The sequence below is a fragment of the Burkholderia pseudomultivorans genome (genome assembly GCF_902499075.1).
Classification (GTDB): Bacteria; Pseudomonadota; Gammaproteobacteria; order Burkholderiales; family Burkholderiaceae; genus Burkholderia; species Burkholderia pseudomultivorans.
Map to the genome: position 1 here is coordinate 75,342 of NZ_CABVPP010000020.1, position 22,097 is coordinate 97,438.

Sequence of the window (22,097 nt, forward strand, 5' to 3'; positions counted from 1 at the left end):
CTTCAGCGATCCTTCGGGTCGAGCGCATCCCGCAGGCCGTCGCCGACGAAATTCACGCAGTAGAGCGTCACGCACAGCATGACGGCCGGGGCCAGCAGCAGCCACGGCATCGATTCCAGTTTCTGCGCGCCGTCCTGGATCAGCACGCCCCAGCTCGTCATCGGCTCCTGCACGCCGAGACCGAGGAACGACAGCACCGATTCGGTCAGCACGATGTTCGGCACCGACACGGTCGCGTACACGACGACCACGCCGAGCAGGTTCGGCACGACGTGGCGCAGCACGATCGATGCCGGCGACACGCCGATCGCGCGCGCCGCATCGACGAACTCGCGGCTGCGCAGCGACAGCGTCTGGCCGCGCACGACGCGCGCCATGTCGATCCACGAGAACGCGCTGATGGTCAGCACGACGAGCAGGAACGAACGGCCGAACAGCGTCATCATCAGGATCGCGATCAGCAGGTACGGGATCGCGTACATCATGTCGACGATGCGCATCATCACCGCGTCGACGCGGCCGCCCGCGAAGCCCGCGGTCGCGCCCCACGCGACGCCGAACAGGCCCGACACGAGCGTGCCGAGCAGGCCGACCTCGATCGATACGCGCCCGCCGATCAGCGTGCGCACCAGCAGGTCGCGGCCGAGTTCGTCGGTGCCGAACCAGTGCTGGTTCGCGAGCGTCGGCGGCAGGCTGATCGCGCCCCAGTCGCTCGCGGCCGGATCGGCCGCCAGCAGCCACGGGCCGACGAAGCAGGCGAGCGCGATCAGCGCGAGCAGCACGAGGCTGAACACGGCTGCACGGTTGTGCAGGAAACGCGCGAATGCCAGCGCGAGCGGCGAGCGCGAACGCGGCGGCGTGTCGGTCTGCACGGGCAGGCCGACGGCAGGTGTGGTGGGAGTCATCGCTGCGCCTCGCTCAGTAACGGATACGCGGATCGAGCCACGCGTACGCGAGGTCGACCAGCAGGTTGAACAGCACCGCGCAGACGGTCGTCAGCACGACGAGGCCGAGCACCAGCGTGTAGTCGCGGTTGATCGCGCCGTTCACGACGAGCTGCCCGAGCCCCGGCAGCGCGAACACCGATTCGGTGACGACGGCCGCCGTGATCGACGTGATGCAGACCGTGCCGAACAGCGACACGACCGGCATCAGCGCCGGCTTCAGCGCATGGCGCAGCACGATCGTCGAGCCGGGCAGGCCCTTCGCGCGCGCGGTGCGGATGTAGTTGCTCGACAGCGTCTCGATCATCGAGCCGCGCATCACGCGCGCGAGCAGCGACACGTTGATGAAGGTCAGCAGCACGATCGGCAGCAGCCGGTACTGCCAGCCGCCGTCGCCCCAGCCGCCGGCCGGCAGCCAGCCGTTGCCGGCCGACGTCTTCAGCAGGATCGCGAAGATCCATACGAGCACCGGGCCGAGCACGAACGGCGGCACGACGTTGCCGAAGTTGCCGATCAGCATCACGAAGCGGTCGATCAGGCTGTCGCGGCGCACGGCCGCGACGGTGCCGAGCAGCACGCCGAGCACGATCGAGATCGGGATCGACACGCCGCCCACGCCGAGACTCACGGGCAGCGCCTTCTTCACGAGGTCGTTCACGGACCAGTCGACGTACCGGAACGACGGACCGAGATCGCCGTGCAGCAGCGAGCCGAGATACAGCAGGTACTGCTTCCACAGCGGCTCGTCGAGGTGGTACTTCGCGTTCAGGTTCGCGAGCGTCGCCGCGGACAGCTGCTTCTCCGTATCGAACGGGCCGCCGGGCGTGAAATGCAGCAGCAGGTAGCAGACGGTGATGACCGCGAGGATCGTCGGCACCGCCCACAACGTGCGTCTCAAAGCGTAGGCCAGCATGATCGCTCCGCTCAGTGCTTGATCAGGTACATGTCCTGCGAAGCACGCATGTCGATCACGTTCTTCAGCGAGTAGCCGCCCACGTACGGCTTCACGAGGCGGTCGGCCGAGTACTGGAACAGCGGCACCATCGGCGTGTCGTTCAGTGCGGTGTCGTGCGCCTGCGTGAGCAGCGCGGCGCGCGCCTTGTCGTCGAGCTTCTGGTTGCCTTCGTCGACGAGCGCATCGACCTGCTTGTTGCAGTAGCCGACGGTGTTCTGCGAGCTGCCGCAGCGGATCAGGTCGAAGAAGGTCATCGCGTCGTTGTAGTCGGCGAACCAGCCGTCGCGCGCGATCTGCACCTTGCCGTCATGCCGCTCCTTCATCAGCACCTTGAACTCGACGTTCTCCAGCTTGGTGTTGATGCCGAGCTTCGTGCGCCATTCGGACGCGGTGAACAGCGCGACCTTCTTGTGCAGATCGTTGGTGTTGTACGTCAGCGTGAACGACAGCGGCTTCGCGTCCGAGTAGCCGGCCTGCTTCAGCAGGTTCTTCGCGGTCTCGACGCGCTTGGCCATCGGCCAGGACGCCCATTCCGGCGTGAACGGCTGCACGCCCTTCGTGCCGTTCGGCATCAGCCCGTACATCGGCTTCTCGCCGGCCTGCGTGAGCCGCTGCGTGAGCACGTCGCGATCGATCACCATCGACAGCGCCTGGCGCACGCGCTTGTCCTTCAGCACCGGATCGCTGTTGTTCAGGTAGTAGTAGTACGTCGCCAGTTGCAGGCCCGGACGCAGCTCGCTGCCGAACTGCTTGCTGACCTGCTGGAAGATCCCCGACGGAATCGAGTAGCTGTAGTCGATCTGACCGGCCTGGTACATGCGCATCGCCGTTTCATCGCTTTCGATCGGCAGGTACGTGACCTTGTTGATCACGACCTTCGGCGCATTCCAGTACTTCGCGTCCTTCGTCATCACGATGCGGTTGTTCGGCTGCCAGTCGACCAGCTGGTATGCGCCGTTGCTGACGAGGTTGCCCGGGCGCGTCCACGCATCGCCGAACTTCGCGACCACGTCCTTGTTCACCGGCGCGAGCGGCGCCATCGCGGTCAGCTCGGGGAAGAACGCGACCGGCACGTCGGTCGTCACCTCCAGCGTGTACGGGTCGACCGCGCGCACGCCGAGCGTCGACGGTGCGGCCTTGCCCGCGATGATCTCCTTCGAGTTCTTCACGAACTCGACGAGGATCGTGTATTTCGAGCCCGTCTTCGGATCGACGAGGCGCTGCCACGAATAGACGAAATCGGCGGCCGTCACCGGCTGGCCGTTGCTCCACTTCGCGTCGTGGCGAAGCTTGAAGATCCACGTCGTCGGTGTCTTGCGCTCCCACGACAGCGCGACGCCCGGCACGACCTGGCCGGTCGCGTCGATGCGGGCGAGCCCTTCGAACAGGTCGAGGCCGATGGTGTTGCCGGTCCACGATTCGATGTGCGCGGGATCGAGCGACTCGACTTCGGCGGGCACCTGTCGCGTCAGGTCCTGCTGCGCAGCGAGCGTGACGTTCGACGGGACGGTAACGGCGCGAGCGGCGGGCGTCGTCAGGGCGAGCGCGGCCAGCACGGCCGACATGGCATGCAAGGATTTCATCGTGGCAGTCTTGAGAAGGTTGTTCGGTGAGCGTCGCGCGGCGGGTGCCGCGGGTTACGCGTGAGACGCTGTCGGGAGCAGCGATTGAGGAGGCCCGTGATTCTCGTATTGCATATTAGTATTCCTTACGTTTCTTTCGACAGGCACTCCGTCTTGGAAACGAAGGAATACCTGTGCGTTAGAACAGCCTCGGCGTCCCGACCCAGACCACCACCGACTCGATCTTCGCGGTGTTGACCCAGCTGTGCGGAACCGTCGACTGATAGTGCGAGCTGTCGCCGGCCTGCAGAACGAACGTCTTGCCTTCCAGCGTCAGCGACACTTCCCCTTCAATCACATACAGGAACTCCTCTCCTGCGTGTGTCGTCACCTCCGATCGCTTCTGTCCCGGCGGCATCCGCACGAGAATCGCCTCGAGCTGACGCCCTTCGGTCACGTTGGTCAGCCTCGCGAACAGGTTCGCCGAATCGGCGAATCCGAAGAAGCGCAACTGCTCGCCTCGACAGACCGAGCGTTCTTCGCTCGGCGTATCCACGAAGTACTGCACCGTTACGCCGAGCGCCTGCGCGATGCCGGCCAGCGAAGTCAGCGACGGCGATGCGAGCCCGCGCTCGACCTGGGACAGAAACGGCTTCGAAATGCCCGCGACCGTCGCCGTTTCGTCGAGCGTGCGCTTCAGTCGTTGGCGCAACGCGCGAATCTTGCTGCCCAGTGCGGCGGCAGCGTCGGCGGACCGCGAGTTTTCAGTGGGGGGAACCATAGCAGGCCGAAAAGTGGTCGTCAAAAAATGTTTGATGGAAAGTAACTAAGTTAGGTCGATATGGCTTAGTCTTCGGGTTCGCACACGCCTTCGGCGTTGAGCCCGGTGCACTAAACAGGGGCCGAAGCGAGCGAAAAGAAGCGCTATCTTGCCAGACTCGCCGCCTTCACAGGCAAGCTGCAAGCGGCTCTCCGGGATTTTTCGGAGGGCCGGGCGCAAAGTTTACAACGACATGACGAGACAAATGTTCCTGAAAGCTGCTGCCATGTCGGGGATTTCCCTATGTGGTGCGGACCTGACGCACCGGACCGGCAAACGTTACCATTCGCGCGCCGGTCGGGGGCTCGCCCCGCCAGATTCCGGCGGAGTCTGACCCCGGCCCGGGCCAACCGCCCGACTGATGCCACCGCCTGCGCGCAAGCCTACCCGGCCGCCACGCACGGGCGCCAGTTCGACCCTTGGCGACACGCGATCCGCGTCGCCCGTTTCAACGAGATTTGATGATGCACGCACCTGTTTCACAAACCCGATCGTTTACGACGGTCTTCCTCATCGAAATGTGGGAGCGCTTCGGCTACTACGGCATGGCCGCGCTCCTGGTCCTGTTCATGGTCGACCGGCTCGGCTTCACCGACAGCCATGCGAACCTGACGTGGGGCGCGTTCACCGCACTCGTCTACGCGTCGCCGTCGATCGGCGGCTGGATCGGCGACAAGGTGCTCGGCGCCCGTCGCACGATGATCATCGGCGCGGCCGTGCTGTGCGCCGGCTACCTGATGCTGGCGGTGCCGAACGACCAGCTCGTCTACATGTACACGTCGCTCGGCGTGATCGTCGTCGGCAACGGCCTGTTCAAGGCCAACGCGGCGAACCTCGTGCGCCGCATCTACGAAGGCGACGACGCGCGCATCGACAGCGCGTTCACGATCTACTACATGGCGGTCAACATCGGCTCGACCGTGTCGATGCTCGCGACGCCGTGGATCAAGGATCACTGGGGCTGGCACACCGCGTTCGCGGTCTGCTGCGGCGGCATGCTGCTCGCAATCCTGAATTTCATGCTGATGCACCGCACGCTCGCGCACATCGGCTCGCAGCCCGACGACGAGCCGATCCGCTGGAAGCGCCTCGGCGCGGTCGCGGCAGGCGGCGTCGCGCTCGCGCTCGTCACGCTGTACGTGCTGCAGCACAAGCAGCTGGCGGTGGCGAGCGTATGGACGGCCGCGGTCGCGATCCTCGCGATCTTCGCGTACATGATCGCGAAGTCGGAACGCTCGGAGCGCGCCGGCCTGATTGCCGCGCTCGTGCTGATCGCGCAGGTGATCCTGTTCTTCATCTTCTACGTGCAGATGTCGACGTCGCTGACGCTGTTCGCACTGCGCAACGTCGATCCGCGCTTCATCCTGTTCGGCACGACGCTGTTCACGTGGAGCGCCGCGCAGTTCCAGGCGCTGAACCCGATCTGGATCATGCTGCTGAGCCCGGTGCTCGTGTGGGTCTACAACGCGTTCTCGAAGCGCGGCCGCGACCTGCCGGTCGCCGCGAAGTACGCGCTCGGCTTCGGCGCGGTCGCGGCGGGCTACCTGGTGTTCACGATCAGCGGCCGCTACGCGATCGACGGCCGCGTGTCGTCGTGGTTCATGGTGTGGGGCTACGGCCTCTACTCGCTCGGCGAACTGCTGGTGAGCGGCCTCGGCCTCGCGATGATCGCGCGCTACGTGCCGGCGCGGATGAGCGGCTTCATGATGGGTGCGTACTTCGTCGCGACCGGCGTGTCGCAGTATCTGGGCAGCGTCGTCGCGAACTTCGCGCAGATGCCGTCGCACGATCTGCCGGCCGTCGATTCGCTGCCGCTCTATCTGTCGCTGTTCGAGAAGCTCGGCTGGCTCGCCGCGATCGGCATGCTGCTCGCGCTGCTGCTGCTGCCGATGATGAACCGCCTGTCGCGCCAGCATCAGCGCTGCGCGGAAGAGCGTCGCGACGAAGCGCTGCAGGCGCAGGCCGTCGCCGCGCAGTAAGGACTATCCCTCGGCGTGCTGCGTGCACGCCACATTCTCCTGCCGGTTGCGCAATCGCGTCCTACACTGGTTGCAGGGAGCGCTTCCGACGAGACGCGCGACAGGCAGGAGAACACGATGAAAAGCAAGACGACGCGGCTCTTGAGGATACTGTCCGACATTCGGCGCGCGCAGCGATGCACCGCATTGCGCGCCGCCCGGGCAGCCGCCGAAGCCGATGCGGTACTCGCGCAGCAGGACGACGCGGCAGCGTCCGACGAACGCGACGACGCCGAATCCGACGACACGTCCCCCGCTTCCCGCTCCGATATCGGCTCGCGCCACTGACGGCACGCCGGCGTGCCGCCTGCGCGCTTCGCGCGCCTCGAGCCCTTCCCGCGCCTCCCGCGTGCTCACGCAGCCGCGCTGCGCCATCGCGAGAACCACGCCCCCGAACCGGCCACCGCCATCATCAGCCCGAGCGCGCAGGCGTCGGCCGCGAAGCCCACGCCGAGATGGCGCAGCGCCGCGCCGTTCGCGACCGGATGCAGCAGCGAATCGATGACCAGCGAGATCACCGCGCCCGCGACGAAGCAGATCAGCCCGCGCTGGCCGACCGCGACGACGGGCCGCACGGCCTGCGCGACCCGCGCGATCCAGCCATAGCGCACCCAGTCGGCCATCAGCCACGCGACGGCTGCGAAGCTCACGACGCGCGGCAGCGCGAGATCGCGCTTGAGCACGCCTTCGGGCACCGGCAGGCCCGAGAACAGCTTGTAGCTCGCGCAGCCGAGCACGACCGCGCACGCGACGCCGGTTGCCGCCGCGCTCCAGCGCCCGAGCGCGACGCGCCGATAGAACGGCTGGCAGCGCGCGAGCACGCCGGCGACGAACATCAGCTGCCACGCAAACGGATTGAAGCTCCAGCGGAACGTATCGGTATCGAGCAGTTCCGGGCCGAGCCAGCCGGCCGCGAGCCACGACGCGACGCTGAGCGCGACGAGCAGCCACGGATGACGGCGCGCGAACGGCACCAGCACCGGCGACGCGAGCGCGAACAGCACGTACATCGGCAGCACCGACGCGAGATACGGCTGGCGCTGGAACGTCAGCAGTTCGGCGAGGCCCGTGAGCGGCGACGCGAGCATCACGCTGACGTCGTCGAGCGCGAGGTTCGGCGCGTCGATCCCGTAGTGGTCGAGCACCGCGGATACGACGAGCATCAGCGTCGACGTCGCGAGGAATGCGCGATAGATCTGCATCGCGCGACGCACGAAGCGCCGCTGCGCGGCGCGCGCGCCGTGCCGTTCGGCGATCGCGCCGTACGCGCTCGCGGTCGCGAAGCCGCCGAGAAACACGAACACCTCGGCCGCGTCGCACAGCGCGAACGCATGCAGCGTCACGCGCGACAGCACGCTCGCGCCGATATGATCGACGACGATCATCAGCAGCACGATCCCGCGGAAGAAATCGACTTCGATCAGGCGGCCGCTGCGCGGCGGCACACTGGCGGCGGAAAGCGGCGCGTTCAACGACATGACCGCCCCCACGCGATGGCGGCGCGGCACGCACCGGAAGACTCGGGAGAAGAAACGGGAAGGCAAGCGCGACCGGCGGCGACACGCGTATGCTCGCATCGCGCCAATCCGGCTGGCCAGGCACGGAGATGACCGTTCATTGGAACACTGCATACGAAGTAAAGACGGTCAGGTCAGTCTAACGGCCGATCCGGAGATACCCTAAGTAACAAAGTGCAACCGAATCTTCGGTTCGGTTACAGGGGCAAGATCGCCGAGGCCCACCGGGCAAGGCTGCCAGCCGGCCGTCAGCGCGCCGACAGCTTGCGGTCGGCGGGCGGTCATCGACACGATACGCGGCACGTTGCGCGCTGCGCGTCGCAATGCGGGCGAGTTGCGCGCGACGACTATTTGCGCACGGGCAGGCGCCGCATCAGCATCGCGCTGTGCCACGCGGTCAGCGCGACGGCGACCCAGATCGGCCCGTAGGTCGCGAGCTTCGCGACCGTGAGCGTCTCGCCGAGCAGCAGCAGCGACACCGCGACGAGCAGCACGGGCTCGACGTAGCCGAGGATCCCGAACAGCGCCATCGGCAGCATCCGGCTCGCCTTCAGGTAGCACGCGAGCGCCAGCGTGCTGAGCACGCCGAGGCCCGGCAGCAGCACGATCCACAGCAGCGGACGGCTGGCGACCGGCGTCGCGCTGGTCGCCACCATCGCGAGCGCGATCGGGCACAGCAGCGCAACCTCGATCGCGAACGCGGCCAGCGAATCGGCGTTGATCCGGCGGCGCAGCACGAAATACGGCGGATAGCCGAGCGCGACGACGAGCGTCGGCCACGCGAACGCGCGCGTCGCCCAGACTTCATGCGCGACGCCGAGCGCCGCGCACGCGACGGCCGCCCACTGCAGCGGATCGAGCCGTTCGTGATAGTAGTAGCGGCCGACCAGCACCATCGTCAGCGGCAGCAGGAAATAGCCGAGCGACACTTCGAGCATGCGCCCGTGCAGCGGCGCCCACAGGAACAGCCACAGCTGCAGGCCGAGCAGCGCGGCGCTCGCCGGCACCGCGATCAGCAACCGCCAGTCGCGCACGCTGCGTGCGGCGAGCGCGACCAGCGCCGGCCAGCGGCCGCGCAGCGCCACCAGCGCGAGCGCGCCGGGCGCGGTCCACAACACGCGCCACGCGAAGATGTCGAGGCCGGTCAGCGGCGCCAGCAGTTTTGCGTACGCCGACATCAGCGCGAACAGCGTCGACGCCGCCACCGACAACATGACGCCGCGCCCGGCCTCCGGATACCCCGTCATATGCGCCTATTGCTGCTGGAAGCGCTCGAAGCGCTTTTCGGTCCGGCGCTCCTCGAACGTCACCTCGGTCACGCGCGCGGCCGGCGGCCCGTGACGCAGCCACGCGAGCATCCGGTCGATCTGCGCACCCGGGCCCTGGATCATCGCCTCGACGCTGCCGTCGTCGAGATTCGACACCCAGCCGCGCAGCTTCAGCGCGTGCGCCTCGCGCACCGTCGCGTGACGGAAGCCGACGCCCTGCACGACGCCGCGCACCCGCACGTAGTAGGTCTCGATCCGTTCGTCCAGTTCATTGCGGGTCATCGCGTCACCCCTCTCCCGTTGCATTTCAAGCCCGGCATTGTAGTCGCGTCGGCCGGTTCGCACACGTGCGCGGCGGCCGGGCGGCCACGCACGGGCGCAACGGCCATGCCCGCCGCGTGCACCGGGCCGGCGTCGCCGCACGCGCCGACCACGTACAATCTCGCCGACGCATAACCGCCGCGCCGCTCGCGCGCGGCCATGAAGGAATGGCATGACTGATACCTCCCGCGATCTCGTCCTGGTCACCGGCGCGTCCGGTTTCGTCGGCTCGGCCGTCGCACGCATCGCGCAGCAGAAGGGCTATGCGGTGCGCGTGCTGGTGCGCCCGACCAGCCCGCGCACGAACCTCGCGGATCTCGACGCCGAGATCGTCACCGGCGACATGCGCGACGAGACGTCGATGCGCGCCGCGCTGCGCGGCGTGCGCTACCTGCTGCACGTGGCGGCCGATTACCGGCTGTGGGCGCCCGATCCCGACGAAATCGAGCGCGCGAACCTCGAAGGCGCGGTTGCGACGATGCGCGCGGCGCGCGCCGAGGGCGTCGAGCGGATCGTCTATACGAGCAGCGTCGCGACGCTGAAAGTCACGAGCGCCGGCGATCCGGCCGACGAGAACCGGCCGCTGACGCCCGAGCAGGCAATCGGCGTATACAAGCGCAGCAAGGTGCTCGCCGAGCGCGCGGTCGAGCGGATGATCGCCGACGAAGGGCTGCCGGCCGTGATCGTCAATCCGTCGACGCCGATCGGCCCGCGCGACGTGAAACCGACGCCGACCGGCCGCATCATCGTCGAGGCCGCGCTCGGCAAGATCCCCGCGTTCGTCGACACCGGGCTGAACCTCGTGCACGTCGACGACGTCGCGCACGGCCACTTCCTCGCGCTCGAGCGCGGCAGGATCGGCGAGCGCTACATCCTCGGCGGCGAGAACCTGCCGCTGCAGCAGATGCTCGCCGACATCGCGCAGATGACCGGCCGCAAGGCGCCGACGATCGCGCTGCCGCGCTGGCCGCTGTATCCGCTCGCGGTCGGCGCCGAGGCCGTCGCGAAGTTCACGAAGAAGGAGCCGTTCGTCACCGTGGACGGGCTGCGGATGTCGAAGAACAAGATGTATTTCACGTCCGCGAAGGCCGAGCGCGAACTCGGCTACCGCGCGCGGCCGTATCGCGACGGGCTGCGCGACGCGCTCGACTGGTTCCGCTCGGCGGGCTACCTGAAGTAGCACAAAGCGGCGTACGTCGCGCCGCTTTGCGCACTTTGTTACACGTCGCGCGCGGACCGTCACCGGCGCAGCGGGTAAAATCGCGGGTCCTACGCAGAGAAAGCACGCATGAACCTGAACGATCAGATCGATGCGCTCAAGACGGGCGTCGATCAGCTCCTCCACGATCACCACGCCGCGCAACAGGCGGCACGCAGCGCGGAAGCCTTCGCGCGCGCCGCCGCGGCGGAAGCCGAAGCCGCCGCCGCGCGCCACGCCGCGGCGGAAACCGAAGCCCGCGCTGCCGCGCAGCGCCACCAGGAAGCGGCCGCCGAGGCCGAAGCGGCGCAGCAGCGCCACGCCGAAGCGACCGCGCAGGCCGAGGCCGCCGCGCAGCGTCACACGGATGCCGCCACGCAAGCCGAAGCCGCCGTGCAGCGCCATGCGGAAGCGACCGCGCTGACCGAAGCGCTCGCGCAGCGCCACGCGGACGCCGAGGCCGCATCGCAACGCCACGCGGCGGCGATCGCCGAAGCCGAGGCCGCCGCGCAGCGTCATCACGCTGCCGCGACCGAAGCGGAAGCCGCCGCGCAACGTCACGCGCAGGCGATTGCCGAAGCCGAAGCCGCCGCGCAGCGTCATGCGGAAGCCACCGCCGAGGCCGAAGCCGCGACGCAGCGCCATGCGGCGATGATCGCCGAAGCCGAAGCGCTCGCGCAGCGCCATGCGCAGGCGATCGCCGAAACCGAAGCCGCGGCGCAGCGCCACGCGGAAGCCACCGCCGAGGCGCAGGCCGTCGCGCAGCGTCACGCGCAGGCGATCGCCGAAGCCGAAGCCGCCGCGAAGCGTCATGCGGAAGCCACCGCCGAGGCCGAAGCCGTCACGCAGCGCCACACCGAAGCGATCGCGGAGGCCGAGGCGGCCGCCGAACGCCACGCGAAGGCCGTCGCCGACGCGGAAGCGCTGGTCGAAGCCGTCGTCAAGGATGCGATGACGACGCAGACCGCCGCAGCGGCCGACGTCGAGGATGTGGAAGTAGCGGAGCCGACGGAAACGCCGGCCGCCATCGCGGCGGAGCCCGCCGGTGCAGCCGGGTCGTCGGCCGCCGAAGCGGTAACCGGCGTGGCGACCGAAGCCGCCGACACTGCCGACACCGGGACCGCGGTCGTCGCCGTGGCCGGGAGCGACGTGGCGGCCGCAGCACCCGCAGCATCCGCGGAATCGACCGAACCGGCGCCGGCCGACAAGTCGACGCTGCACGTGTCGCGCCCGTCGCAGAACGAGCTCACGCTGACCGTCAACGGCGAATCGATCACGCTGCATCCGGAACAGCTCGGCCAGCTGATCGAGGAACTCGCGCACGCGCGCGCGTCGATGCAGCCGGAACCGCCGCAGGGTATCCCGCCCGGCTGGCGTTTCGTGTCGACGAAGAACCCGATGATGGCCGTGCAGAAGCAGTCGAACGGCGACCGCCTGCTGGTCGCGCGTCACACCGGCTACGGCTGGGTGCCGTTCACGTTCTCGCCGGACGTCGTGATCCAGATGTACATGATGCTGACCCAGCGGTAAGCGCGCCGAAACGCGCCGCCAACGAACAACAGCCCGACCGGTTGCGCACCGATCGGGCTGTTTGTTTTCCGGGGATCGGCATCGCCGCTTCCGCGGTGACGCCAACGGGATCGGGCAAGCCGCCGCGAGGCCGCGCACGATGCGGCGGCGGCCGCGCCGCTCAGCGATCGACCGGCGCCTGCACGCGCGCCTTCCACTGACCGCCCTTGCCGCGCCAGTAGCGCCACGCGGACGCGAACGTCGCGCCGACATAGAACGCCGCGACGAGCGGCAGCGCGGGCGCCCACAGCGGCGAGCGCCGGTAGTAGCGCAGCATCGGCGCATACGCGGCGCACATCGACGCCCACGCGAGCCACGCCGGCCACGCGCGCGCGCCATACACGAGCGCGGCGACGGGCGGCACCAGGTAGATGATCGTCATCCCGAGCAGCGTGCCGGCGAGCAGCCACGGCGAATAGTGAAGCTGCGTGAACGCGGTGCGCGCGATCATGTTCCAGATGTCGCGCCAGCTGTCGTACGGGCGCAGCGACACGCTGCGGTCGGCGAGATCGAGACGGATCGGATGGCGGCCGCTGCCGCGATGCTTGATCTGCGCGGCGAGGCTGCAGTCGTCGATCAGCGCGCCGCGAATCGATTCGATGCCGCCCGCTTCCTCGAGCGCCGTGCGCTTGACGAGCATGCAGCCGCCCGCGGCGCCCGCGGTCTTGTTGCGCGGGTTGTTGATCCACGAGAACGGGTAGAGCTTCGCGAAGAAGAACACGAACGCCGGGATCAGCGCCTTTTCCCAGAACGAGTCGCAGCGCAGCCGCACCATCAGCGACACGAGATCGCGCTGCTCGGCCTGTGCGCGCGTGACGAGCTGCGCGACCGCGTCCGGCGGATGGCCGATGTCGGCATCCGTCAGCAGCAGATAGTCGGCCGGCAGGCCGAGCGTGTGCACCGCGGCAATCCCCTGCGACTGCGCCCACACCTTGCCCGACCAGCCGGCCGGCAGCGGCTTCGCGCCCAGCACCGTCAGGCGCTCGGCGCGGTTGGCCGCGAGCGCGGCTGCGCGGGCCGCGTCGGCCGTGCCGTCGTCGCTGTGGTCGTCGACGATGATCAGATGAAAATCGCCCGGATAGTCCTGCTCGAGCAGCGACGTCGCCGCGCGCGCGATCACGTCGGCTTCGTTGCGCGCCGGCACGACCGCGACGACGGCCGGCCAGCCGGCTTCCGCCGCCGCGCCGCGCGCGTCGGGCGGCAGCGGCCGCGCGGGCTGCGCGCGCCAGAAGCCGCCGCGCGCGACCAGCAGCACGATCCAGATCACCAGCGACAGGCCGGACAGCAGGAATGCGATCGCCAGCATCATCGGCGCGCCTCCCGCCGGACGGCGCCGGACTGCTCGATCGGGGTCGGAATAAAAACACCCGGCACCGCAAGGGCGGACGGGCAATACGCGAAAAAATCGACGGTCATCGAAAGGCCTTGAAATGAGCGCGACGCCGGGCAGCCGGAGCGGCTGTCCGCGAAACCGCGTAGTTTACTGGGTTCCGCGCGCGCGAGCGCCGACGCGCCCGTGCCGCGATTGCAACACGGCGGTTGCAGCGCCAAAGCAAGGACGGCCCGATAGAGTTAAAATGCGCGATTAATTCGGGGTTCCGGGGCCTGGCCTGGCCGGTTCGTTTCCTGCCTTCATTACATCAAGCCGGGGCGATCGAGCAGTGCCAGCTCATCGAACCCCGTTTCTGTCGTCGGAGTTCGCTCACTTATGCGAGTCATCCTTGCCCAGCCCCGCGGTTTTTGTGCGGGGGTTGTCCGTGCGATCGAGATCGTCGATCGCGCGCTGCAACAGCACGGCGCGCCGGTCTATGTGCGTCACGAGATCGTTCATAACCGGCATGTCGTCGAAAATCTGCGTAATAAAGGGGCCCGATTCGTTGAGGAGCTCGACGAGGTGCCGCATGGTGCCGTCGCGATCTTCAGCGCGCACGGTGTCGCCCAGACGGTCGAGCGCGATGCGCAGGCGCGCGGGCTCGACGTGCTCGACGCGACCTGTCCGCTCGTCACGAAGGTGCACGTGCAGGGCCGGCAATATGTGGCCGCCGGCCGCCGGCTGATCCTGATCGGCCATGCGGGCCATCCGGAAGTCGAAGGGACGATCGGCCAGATTCCGGCCGAGGTGGTGCTGGTGCAGAGCGAGGCCGAGGTCGACACGCTGACGCTGCCGGTCGATACGCCGGTGGCGTACGTCACGCAGACGACGCTGTCGGTCGACGATACGCGCGGCATCATCGAAGCGCTGCAGCGCCGGTTCACCGACATCGTCGGCCCGGACACGCGCGACATCTGCTACGCGACGCAAAACCGCCAGGCCGCCGTGCGCGAGTTGAGCGAGCAGGTCGACGTGCTGCTCGTGGTCGGCGCGACCAACAGTTCGAATTCGAACCGCCTGCGCGAGATCGGCACCGAAAGCGGCGTGCCGAGCTATCTCGTCGCGGACGGCTCGGAAGTGAAGGCCGAATGGTTCGCGGGCGTGCAGACGGTCGGCCTGACCGCCGGCGCGTCGGCGCCCGAAGAGATGGTCGAGGATGTAATCGGCGCGCTGCGCGCGCTGGGGCCCGTCGAAGTCGCGACGATGGCGGGCCGTGAGGAAAAAGTCGAATTCAAGTTGCCGGCGAAGCTCATGCAAGCTGTCGCCCGCGAAGTTTAAGGAGGACATCTCTTGTCTATTCCGCTGCTCCAGCAAGTCCGCGTCGGCGCGTACATCATGCGCCAACACCTGTCCGGCAACAAACGCTATCCGCTCGCGCTGATGCTCGAGCCGCTGTTCCGCTGCAACCTCGCGTGTAACGGCTGCGGCAAGATCGATTACCCGGACCCGATCCTGAACCAGCGCCTGTCCGTCGAGGAATGCCTGGAGGCCGTCGACGAATGCGGCGCACCGATCGTCTCGATCGCCGGCGGCGAGCCGCTGCTGCACAAGGAAATGCCGGAAATCGTCAAGGGCATCATGAAGCGCAAGAAGTTCGTGTACCTGTGCACGAACGCGCTGCTGATGGAAAAGAAGATGGACGACTACCAGCCGAATCCGTATTTCGTCTGGTCGGTCCACCTCGACGGCGACAAGGAGATGCACGATCACTCCGTGTCGCAGGACGGCGTGTACGACAAGGCCGTCGCGGCGATCAAGGAAGCGAAGCGCCGCGGCTTCCGCGTGAACATCAACTGCACGCTGTTCAACGATGCGATCCCCGAGCGCGTCGCGAAGTTCTTCGACACGCTCAAGCCGATCGGCGTCGACGGCATCACCGTGTCGCCGGGCTACGCGTACGAACGCGCGCCGGATCAGCAGCACTTCCTGAACCGCGACAAGACGAAGAACCTGTTCCGCGAAATTTTCAAGCGCGGCGAAGGCGGCAAGCGCTGGTCGTTCAGCCAGTCGTCGCTGTTCCTCGACTTCCTGGCCGGCAACCAGACGTACAAGTGCACGCCGTGGGGCAACCCGGCGCGTACCGTGTTCGGCTGGCAGAAGCCGTGCTATCTGGTCGGCGAAGGTTACGTGAAGACCTTCAAGGAACTGATGGAAGACACGAACTGGGACAACTACGGCGTCGGCAACTACGAGAAGTGCGCGGACTGCATGGTCCACTGCGGCTTCGAGGCCACCGCCGTGATGGACACGATCGCGCATCCGCTGAAGGCGTTCGCCGTGAGCCGCAAGGGCATCAGGACCGAAGGCGCGTTCGCGCCGGACATCTCGATCGACAAGCAGCGTCCGGCCGAGTACGTGTTCTCGCGTCACGTCGAGATCAAGCTCGAGGAAATCCAGCGCGCCGGCAAGGGCAAGCTGCAGAAGCCGACGAAGCCGGCTGCGGCGGCCTGAGCGCGTGTAACGCGAAGCGGAGGCTCAGCCTCCGCGCAGGCATGCACGAATAGAAGCGCCACGGAGTGAATGCACTCCGTGGCGCTTTCGTTTTGGGCCGCGTTTTGTGCCGGTATCCGCTTGCGTCGGCAGCCGCGCGAAGGCGGCCGGCCCTGTCTCCTCCAACCTGCTTCGGTGCGCAGCCGCTAGGCGGCCAGCGCTTCGGTCCGGTGCGCCCGCATTCGCGCGGCCGCATTCGCGACCAGCTTCGGCTGGCCGCTGGCCGCGAACGCGCAGACATGCCGCCACAGTTCCGTCAGCCGATATCGCGTCAGCGTGTCGACACAGGCGTCGTTCGCCGCGAGCACGCGCTCGAGCAACACCCCTTCGTCGTCGGTCAGCGTCCATGCGCCGCTTTGCTCCGCGCGCGCCGTGCTCGCGTCGAGCGCGCGCTCCGCGTCGACGCACAGCTCGACGCTCGCGTCCGCGCCCGTCAAGTCGTCGAGCGCCAGGAACACCAGGTAGAGACTCGTGCGCAAGCGCAGCAGCAGCGCTTCGCTGCCGTGCTCGCCGCGCAGCGCGACGAGCGCCATGTGGCATTTGAGGGAAATGTCGCGCGCGTACGCAGGCGGCAGCGGCAACAGCCACTCGCGCGTCAGCGGCGCGTGGCGACGGGTTTTCTTCGTGGCCTTCATGATTCGCGCTCGCTTCGCGGATCGTCGTCCGCGCCGGCATCCGGCCATCCGGTCCGGCACACGGACGCGCCGCGGCTCGCATCGCGAGTGCCGGGCGCACGACGCCACGCGCCGTGCAGCTCGATCCTTCGCGATGCCGGGCGCACTTCCGGCAGCCGACGCGGTACCGACGCGCGCACGACGTCGGGGAATCGGGTCATGCATCCCATGCTCGCCTCCCGCATCAGAACGTGTTCTCGCCCTTCAGGTAATACGCGGTCTTCACGAAGAACGCCCTGACCGGATGGCCTGCCTGCGCGTCGCGCGCCGCACGCGCCTGCATCGCGGCCTTCTCCTCGGCCGAGCGGTCCGGCACCGGATTGCGCACGCGTTCGAGCGCACGCTGCATCGCAAGCGGATAATTCTGGTTGCCGGCCGCCGTCGCGCGGTAGCCGACACGCGTCATCTGCATCAACTGCACGTCGGTTTCCGCGCGCGCCGCGGACCACGTCAGATGCGTGGCGTTCGGCGACCAGCCGGTGCCGGCGGACTGCGCAAAGCTGACGGCGGGCAGCGCAACGAGTGCGCTGGACAGAACAGCAACGGATACGAGGGATCGCATGGTGGTGGCCTCAAGATGGTTGTTTCCGCATCGATCGTGGCGATGCGTTGAAACCATCGTATGCCGCGCACCGCGCCGCTTGAATAGCCGAATCCGCAATTGATATTTTCGGGTCGGATATTCGGCCTGAAATCGGCGGCGTTCGCGAATCCCGCCGAAATGGAATTTCTTTATTTCATTCAATTACCTGACCGCGCTTTTCGCGGCGGTTTCGCGCGGTGCGCGCGGTGCTTTTTCAATTTGCGAAATGAAATGTTGCCGGTGGGGGAAGGTGGTCCGCGCCGGCTCGCATGAAAAATTTTGCGCACGCGGCACGTCTTTTCCGACATGCGACAAACCTCGTGCACCCGAACGGCTCGCCGCGGCCCGACATCCGCGACGAGCACGCGCGATAATGACGTATCGCGCCGCTTCGTACCGCGCATCACGCAGGTTCTACTTTTCTTCGGGTCTCTCCATGGATTTCATCGACGTCAACGCCATCAAGAACTGGCACGCGCACGTCTACTTCGATGCCGCCAGCCGCGACGCGGCGTGGGCGTTTCGTCAGACCATCGACGCACGCTTCGGCGCGGTCATCGATCTCGGCCGCTTCCACGAACGCCCGGTCGGGCCGCATCCGGCGTGGTCGTACCAGATCGCGTTCGGCGCCGCGCAGTTCGACGACATCGTGCCGTGGCTCGTGCTGAACCACGGTGCGCTGGATATCTTCCTGCACCCGAATACCGGCGACGACCTGCGCGACCATCGCGATTCGGCCGCGTGGATCGGCAAGTCGTATACGCTGAATCTCGACGCGCTGGCGGGATAGGCATCGCGCGTCACCCGACGCCGATGCCGCTCGCATGTCGACATCGACATTTCGGTTTGCGGTGAAACGTCCGCCGGCACGGCGTCGATACAGTGGGTTCCGTAATCGTACCTTCGGGGAACCCGCAATGACCTCTTCCGATGCCGACGCCCGGCGCATTCACGACGACTGGCACGCCGCCGTCGTCGCCCGCGACCTCGATGCGCTGATGGCGCTGTATGCGGACGACGCGGTGCTCGAAACACCGTTGATCGTCGTCACGCTGCCCGCGCAGGGTTCGGGCGTGCTGCACGGCAAAGCGGCGATCGGCGCGTTCTTCGCGGCGGGCCTGCGCAATCCGCGCAACCGGCTCGGACGCTGGTATCGAACCGGCCTGTTCTTCTCGAACGGCCGGCAACTCACATGGGAATATCCTCGCGCCACGCCGGACGGCGACCAGGTCGATCTCGTCGAGGTGATGGATCTGCGCGACGGGCTGATCGCGCATCACCGCGTGTACTGGGGATGGGTCGGGTTTCAGACGTTGACGGCGGCGGCTGCTGCGCGCGATCGACGATGAAGCTCATGCCGGCGCGCGGCGTCACGCGCCCCGCTCACGCGACATACATCGCGACACTGACGAACTGGCACAGGCTCCCCGCCAGCACGAACAGATGCCAGATCCCGTGGCCGTGACGAATCCGTTCGTCGTTGATGAAGAAGTAGATCCCGACGCTGTAGATCACGCCACCGGCCACGAGCCACGCGGTGCCCACCGGCGGCAGCGCATGAATCAGCGGACGGATCGCGACGAGCGCGAGCCATCCCATCAGCACGTACAGCACCATCGACAGGATTCGCGTGCGCCGCCCGAGCGTGAGCTCCTGCGCGATGCCGAACACGGCCAGCCCCCAGCTCACGCCGAACAGCGACCAGCCCCACGGGCCGCGCAGCGTCACCAGCGTAAACGGCGTATAGCTGCCGGCAATCAGCAGATAGATCGCCGAGTGGTCGCATTTCTGCAGAATCGCCTTCAGGCGCGGGTTGCGCACGCTGTGATAGAGCGTCGAGATCGCGTAGAGCACGCACAGCATCGCGCCGTACACGCTGAAGCTGACCACCTTGTAGGGATCGCCTTCGAGCGCGCCCATCGTCACCAGCGCCGCCAGTCCCGCCACCGACAGCACCGCGCCGACAAGATGCGTAATGCTGTTGAAACGCTCACCGACATGCACGACCTGACCTCCTGCGCAACTCATCGGCGCAAATCAAATGGGTTCCATGATACCGGCGGCCTGGAAACGACGGCTCGAGGCTCCGCAAACGTCACGTCGCCGCGCCGCCGCCGCACAAAGAAAAAGCGCCGTGACACAAGTCACGACGCTTTCGTGTTCGCTACCGAACCGGCGACCGATTCAGTTCAGCAGCACTTCCCCGCGCCCGATCCGTACCGCGCATTCTGGCGCTCGCGGAAGAATGCCTCATACGTCATCGGCTCGCGGTCCGGATGCGTGGCGCGCATGTGCGCGACGTAGGTATCGTAGTCGGGCAGGCCGACCATCAGCCGCAACGCCTGCCCGAGGTAACGCCCTGCGCTGCGCAGGTCGCTGCCAAGATCGCTGAACATCGCGGCCTCCCCTTAACGTCCGCTGCCGAGTTGCGCGGCCGGCATCGCCTCGTACGGCGTCTCGCGCACGGTCGGCTTCGACTCGCGGCGCGCGCGCAGCACGGCCAGCAGCCCGTACACCGCGATGCTTACCACGACGAGGATGAACAGCCCAGCGAGCGCGGCGTCGATATAGTCGTTGAAGATGATCCGCTTCATCTGCGCGATCGACTTCGCCGGCGCGAGCACCTTGCCCTCGTCCACCGCGGCCTGCAGCTTCGCCGCGTGCGCGAGGAAGCTGACCTTCGGGTTCGAGTCGAACACCTTCTGCCAGCCGGCCGTCAGCGTACAGATCAGCAGCCACACGGTCGGCACGATCGTCACCCACGCATAGCGCTCGCGCTTCATCTTGAACAGCACGACGGTGCCGAGCACCAGCGCGATCGCGGCAAGCATCTGGTTCGAGATGCCGAACAGCGGCCACAGCGTGTTGATGCCGCCGAGCGGATCGACCACGCCCTGATACAGGAAGTAACCCCACGCGGCCACGCACAGGCCGGTCGCGACCAGGTTTGCGGGCAGCGATTCGGTGCGCTTGAGCGCCGGGTGGAACGTGCCGAGCAGATCCTGCAGCATGAAGCGGCCCGCGCGCGTGCCGGCATCGACGGCCGTCAGGATGAACAGCGCCTCGAACAGGATCGCGAAGTGATACCAGAACGCCATCATCGCCTCGCCGCCGATCACCTGGTGCAGGATGTGCGCCATGCCGACCGCCAGCGTCGGCGCGCCGCCCGCACGCGCGATGATGGTCGTCTCGCCGACCGCCTTCGCAGTCTGCGTGAGCATGTCGGGCGTCAGCACGAAGCCCCATTGCGTGACGGTGTTCGCGACCGCTTCCGGCGTCGAGCCGAGCACGGCGGCCGGCGCGTTCATCGCGAAGTAGACGCCCGGCTCGATCACGCACGCGGCGACCAGCGCCATGATCGCGACGAACGATTCCATCAGCATCGCGCCGTAACCGATGAAGCGCGCGTTGGTTTCGTTGTCGATCAGCTTCGGCGTCGTGCCCGACGAAATCAGCGCGTGGAAGCCCGACACCGCGCCGCACGCGATCGTGATGAACAGGAACGGGAACAGGTTGCCCGACCACACCGGGCCCGTGCCGTCGACGAACTTCGTCAGCGCGGGCATCTTCAGTTCCGGCGCGACGACCAGGATGCCGATCGCGAGACCGACGATCGTGCCGATCTTCAGGAACGTCGACAGGTAGTCGCGCGGCGCGAGCAGCAGCCACACCGGCAGCACCGACGCGACAAAGCCGTAACCGATCAGGATCCAGGTGAGCTGCGTGCCGCTGAACGTGAACCAGGCGGCGAGCGTCGGCGAATCGTGCACGTTCTGGCCGAACGCGATCGACGCCATCAGCAGCACGAAGCCGATGATCGACACTTCGCCGATACGGCCCGGACGGATGTAGCGCGTGTAGACGCCCATGAACAGCGCGATCGGAATCGTCGCGGCGACGGTGAACGTGCCCCATGGCGAATTGGTCAACGCCTTCACGACGATCAGCGCGAGCACCGCGAGGATGATCACCATGATCAGGAACGCGCCGAACAGCGCGATCACGCCGGGTACCGTGCCGAGCTCCATCTTGACGAGATCGCCGAGCGAGCGGCCGTCGCGACGCGTCGAGATGAACAGCACGATGAAGTCCTGCACCGCGCCGGCGAACACGACGCCCGCCAGGATCCACAGCATGCCGGGCGTGTAGCCCATCTGCGCGGCGAGCACGGGCCCGACGAGCGGGCCGGCGCCGGCGATCGCGGCGAAGTGATGGCCGAACAGCACGTACTTGTTGGTCGGCACGTAGTCGAGGCCGTCGTTGTACTTGACGGCCGGCGTCATCCGCAACCCGTCGAGCTGCATGACCTTGCTGGCGATGAAGCGGCTGTAGAAACGATAGGCGATCAGATACACGCAGACCGCGGCAATCACGATCCACAGGGCACTGACGCGCTCGCCGTGCGCGAGGGCGATGGTTCCGAACGCGAACGCGCCGAGCAGCGCGACCGCGATCCAGAGCAGGGTGCTGGATGCCCGATTCATGGCGTCTCCTAGTCTCCTATTTGGTTTTCGACTGCGCGCGGCTGGTGGGTGGATGGCCGCGCGCGCGTGACGTCAATGCGTCGCGCCCCGGTCCTGTCGAAGGCCGGGGCGGTGGGTCGTAGTATTCCGCGCGGCGCGGGGGCTTACAAGCGGATAACTACGTATGCGGGGGTACGTAGAATTACGTAGGTTTGGGTGGGGTTTGCACGTTGCTCGTTGGTTTGCATAAATTTGTTCCCAAATTTGGACCTATCCGTGATTTCGTGGGCGGGGCATATCATGAGGTGTAAAAGCCATGGATATGCCAATGAAGAAGAAACGA

At 67.1% G+C, this 22,097-nt stretch carries 21 protein-coding genes; 8 read left to right on the top strand and 13 right to left on the bottom strand.

What is annotated here, in order from left to right; all coding sequences use genetic code 11:
- Positions 1-2 precede the first annotated feature (2 nt).
- The 4 genes from BST28156_RS15795 to BST28156_RS15810 all read right to left on the bottom strand — a co-directional run bounded on the left by BST28156_RS15795 (position 3) and on the right by BST28156_RS15810 (position 4,242).
- A complete protein-coding gene (locus BST28156_RS15795) occupies positions 3-905 on the bottom strand; it encodes an ABC transporter permease (RefSeq protein ID WP_060240549.1) in 903 nt (300 codons plus the stop codon).
- 13 nt (positions 906-918) lie between these two features.
- Entirely contained in the window at positions 919-1,857 is a 939-nt protein-coding gene (locus BST28156_RS15800; protein WP_009692483.1) for an ABC transporter permease subunit, read from the bottom strand.
- An 11-nt stretch (positions 1,858-1,868) separates the two neighbouring features.
- Positions 1,869-3,482, bottom strand: a complete 1,614-nt coding sequence (locus BST28156_RS15805) for a peptide ABC transporter substrate-binding protein (protein WP_060240548.1) — start codon at positions 3,480-3,482, stop codon at positions 1,869-1,871.
- Between the two features lie 178 nt (positions 3,483-3,660).
- A complete protein-coding gene (locus tag BST28156_RS15810) occupies positions 3,661-4,242 on the bottom strand; it encodes a cupin domain-containing protein (RefSeq protein WP_060240547.1) in 582 nt (193 codons plus the stop codon).
- Between the two features lie 500 nt (positions 4,243-4,742).
- Here BST28156_RS15810 and BST28156_RS15815 point away from each other — a divergent pair, with 500 nt between their 5' ends.
- Both BST28156_RS15815 and BST28156_RS15820 read left to right on the top strand, forming a co-directional pair.
- Entirely contained in the window at positions 4,743-6,260 is a 1,518-nt protein-coding gene (locus BST28156_RS15815) for a peptide MFS transporter (protein WP_060240546.1), read from the top strand.
- 117 nt (positions 6,261-6,377) lie between these two features.
- A complete protein-coding gene (locus BST28156_RS15820) occupies positions 6,378-6,587 on the top strand; it encodes a hypothetical protein (protein ID WP_009692479.1) in 210 nt (69 codons plus the stop codon).
- A gap of 65 nt (positions 6,588-6,652) precedes the next feature.
- Here BST28156_RS15820 and BST28156_RS15825 read toward each other — a convergent pair whose 3' ends face one another.
- The 3 genes from BST28156_RS15825 to BST28156_RS15835 all read right to left on the bottom strand — a co-directional run bounded on the left by BST28156_RS15825 (position 6,653) and on the right by BST28156_RS15835 (position 9,366).
- A complete protein-coding gene (locus BST28156_RS15825; RefSeq protein ID WP_174902681.1) occupies positions 6,653-7,777 on the bottom strand; it encodes an OpgC domain-containing protein in 1,125 nt (374 codons plus the stop codon).
- A gap of 386 nt (positions 7,778-8,163) precedes the next feature.
- A complete protein-coding gene (gene rarD / locus BST28156_RS15830; protein ID WP_174902682.1) occupies positions 8,164-9,063 on the bottom strand; it encodes an EamA family transporter RarD in 900 nt (299 codons plus the stop codon).
- Between the two features lie 6 nt (positions 9,064-9,069).
- Positions 9,070-9,366 (bottom strand): acylphosphatase, encoded by a 297-nt coding sequence (locus BST28156_RS15835; RefSeq protein ID WP_060240542.1) that lies wholly within the window; start codon positions 9,364-9,366, stop codon positions 9,070-9,072.
- A 211-nt stretch (positions 9,367-9,577) separates the two neighbouring features.
- Here BST28156_RS15835 and hpnA point away from each other — a divergent pair, with 211 nt between their 5' ends.
- Positions 9,578-10,585: a hopanoid-associated sugar epimerase gene (gene hpnA, locus BST28156_RS15840; protein WP_059516958.1), complete on the top strand. Its 1,008-nt coding sequence runs from the start codon at positions 9,578-9,580 to the stop codon at positions 10,583-10,585.
- A 108-nt stretch (positions 10,586-10,693) separates the two neighbouring features.
- Positions 10,694-12,133, top strand: a complete 1,440-nt coding sequence (locus BST28156_RS15845) for a phage tail protein (protein WP_174902683.1) — start codon at positions 10,694-10,696, stop codon at positions 12,131-12,133.
- Positions 12,134-12,293: 160 nt separating this feature from the next.
- On the opposite strand, the gene BST28156_RS15850 is transcribed toward BST28156_RS15845, so the two are convergent.
- The gene (locus BST28156_RS15850) at positions 12,294-13,481 is read right to left on the bottom strand and encodes a glycosyltransferase (protein WP_060240540.1); all 1,188 of its coding nucleotides are present in this window, start codon (positions 13,479-13,481) and stop codon (positions 12,294-12,296) included.
- A 399-nt stretch (positions 13,482-13,880) separates the two neighbouring features.
- Here BST28156_RS15850 and ispH point away from each other — a divergent pair, with 399 nt between their 5' ends.
- Positions 13,881-14,822, top strand: a complete 942-nt coding sequence (gene ispH / locus BST28156_RS15855; protein WP_060240539.1) for a 4-hydroxy-3-methylbut-2-enyl diphosphate reductase — start codon at positions 13,881-13,883, stop codon at positions 14,820-14,822.
- 12 nt (positions 14,823-14,834) lie between these two features.
- Positions 14,835-15,995, top strand: a complete 1,161-nt coding sequence (gene hpnH, locus BST28156_RS15860) for an adenosyl-hopene transferase HpnH (protein ID WP_060240538.1) — start codon at positions 14,835-14,837, stop codon at positions 15,993-15,995.
- A gap of 185 nt (positions 15,996-16,180) precedes the next feature.
- Here the strand turns inward: hpnH and BST28156_RS15865 are convergent, their stop codons facing one another.
- Positions 16,181-16,669, bottom strand: a complete 489-nt coding sequence (locus BST28156_RS15865) for a hypothetical protein (RefSeq protein ID WP_174902684.1) — start codon at positions 16,667-16,669, stop codon at positions 16,181-16,183.
- Positions 16,670-16,892: 223 nt separating this feature from the next.
- On the bottom strand, positions 16,893-17,270 hold the full coding sequence (locus BST28156_RS15870) for a hypothetical protein (RefSeq protein WP_174902685.1): 378 nt from the start codon (positions 17,268-17,270) through the stop codon (positions 16,893-16,895).
- 457 nt (positions 17,271-17,727) lie between these two features.
- On the opposite strand from BST28156_RS15870, the gene BST28156_RS15875 reads away from it, so the two are divergent.
- Positions 17,728-18,081: a DOPA 4,5-dioxygenase family protein gene (locus tag BST28156_RS15875; RefSeq protein WP_174902686.1), complete on the top strand. Its 354-nt coding sequence runs from the start codon at positions 17,728-17,730 to the stop codon at positions 18,079-18,081.
- A 127-nt stretch (positions 18,082-18,208) separates the two neighbouring features.
- On the top strand, positions 18,209-18,640 hold the full coding sequence (locus BST28156_RS15880) for a nuclear transport factor 2 family protein (RefSeq protein WP_174902687.1): 432 nt from the start codon (positions 18,209-18,211) through the stop codon (positions 18,638-18,640).
- Between the two features lie 34 nt (positions 18,641-18,674).
- Here BST28156_RS15880 and trhA read toward each other — a convergent pair whose 3' ends face one another.
- The 3 genes from trhA to BST28156_RS15895 form a co-directional block, all read right to left on the bottom strand.
- Complete coding sequence (gene trhA, locus BST28156_RS15885) at positions 18,675-19,295, bottom strand: PAQR family membrane homeostasis protein TrhA (protein WP_009689043.1); 621 nt, start codon at positions 19,293-19,295, stop codon at positions 18,675-18,677.
- A gap of 185 nt (positions 19,296-19,480) precedes the next feature.
- Positions 19,481-19,687, bottom strand: coding sequence for a YbdD/YjiX family protein (locus tag BST28156_RS15890; protein ID WP_009689042.1), 207 nt, complete (start codon positions 19,685-19,687; stop codon positions 19,481-19,483).
- A 12-nt stretch (positions 19,688-19,699) separates the two neighbouring features.
- Positions 19,700-21,775: a carbon starvation CstA family protein gene (locus tag BST28156_RS15895; protein ID WP_060240533.1), complete on the bottom strand. Its 2,076-nt coding sequence runs from the start codon at positions 21,773-21,775 to the stop codon at positions 19,700-19,702.
- Positions 21,776-22,097 lie beyond the last annotated feature (322 nt).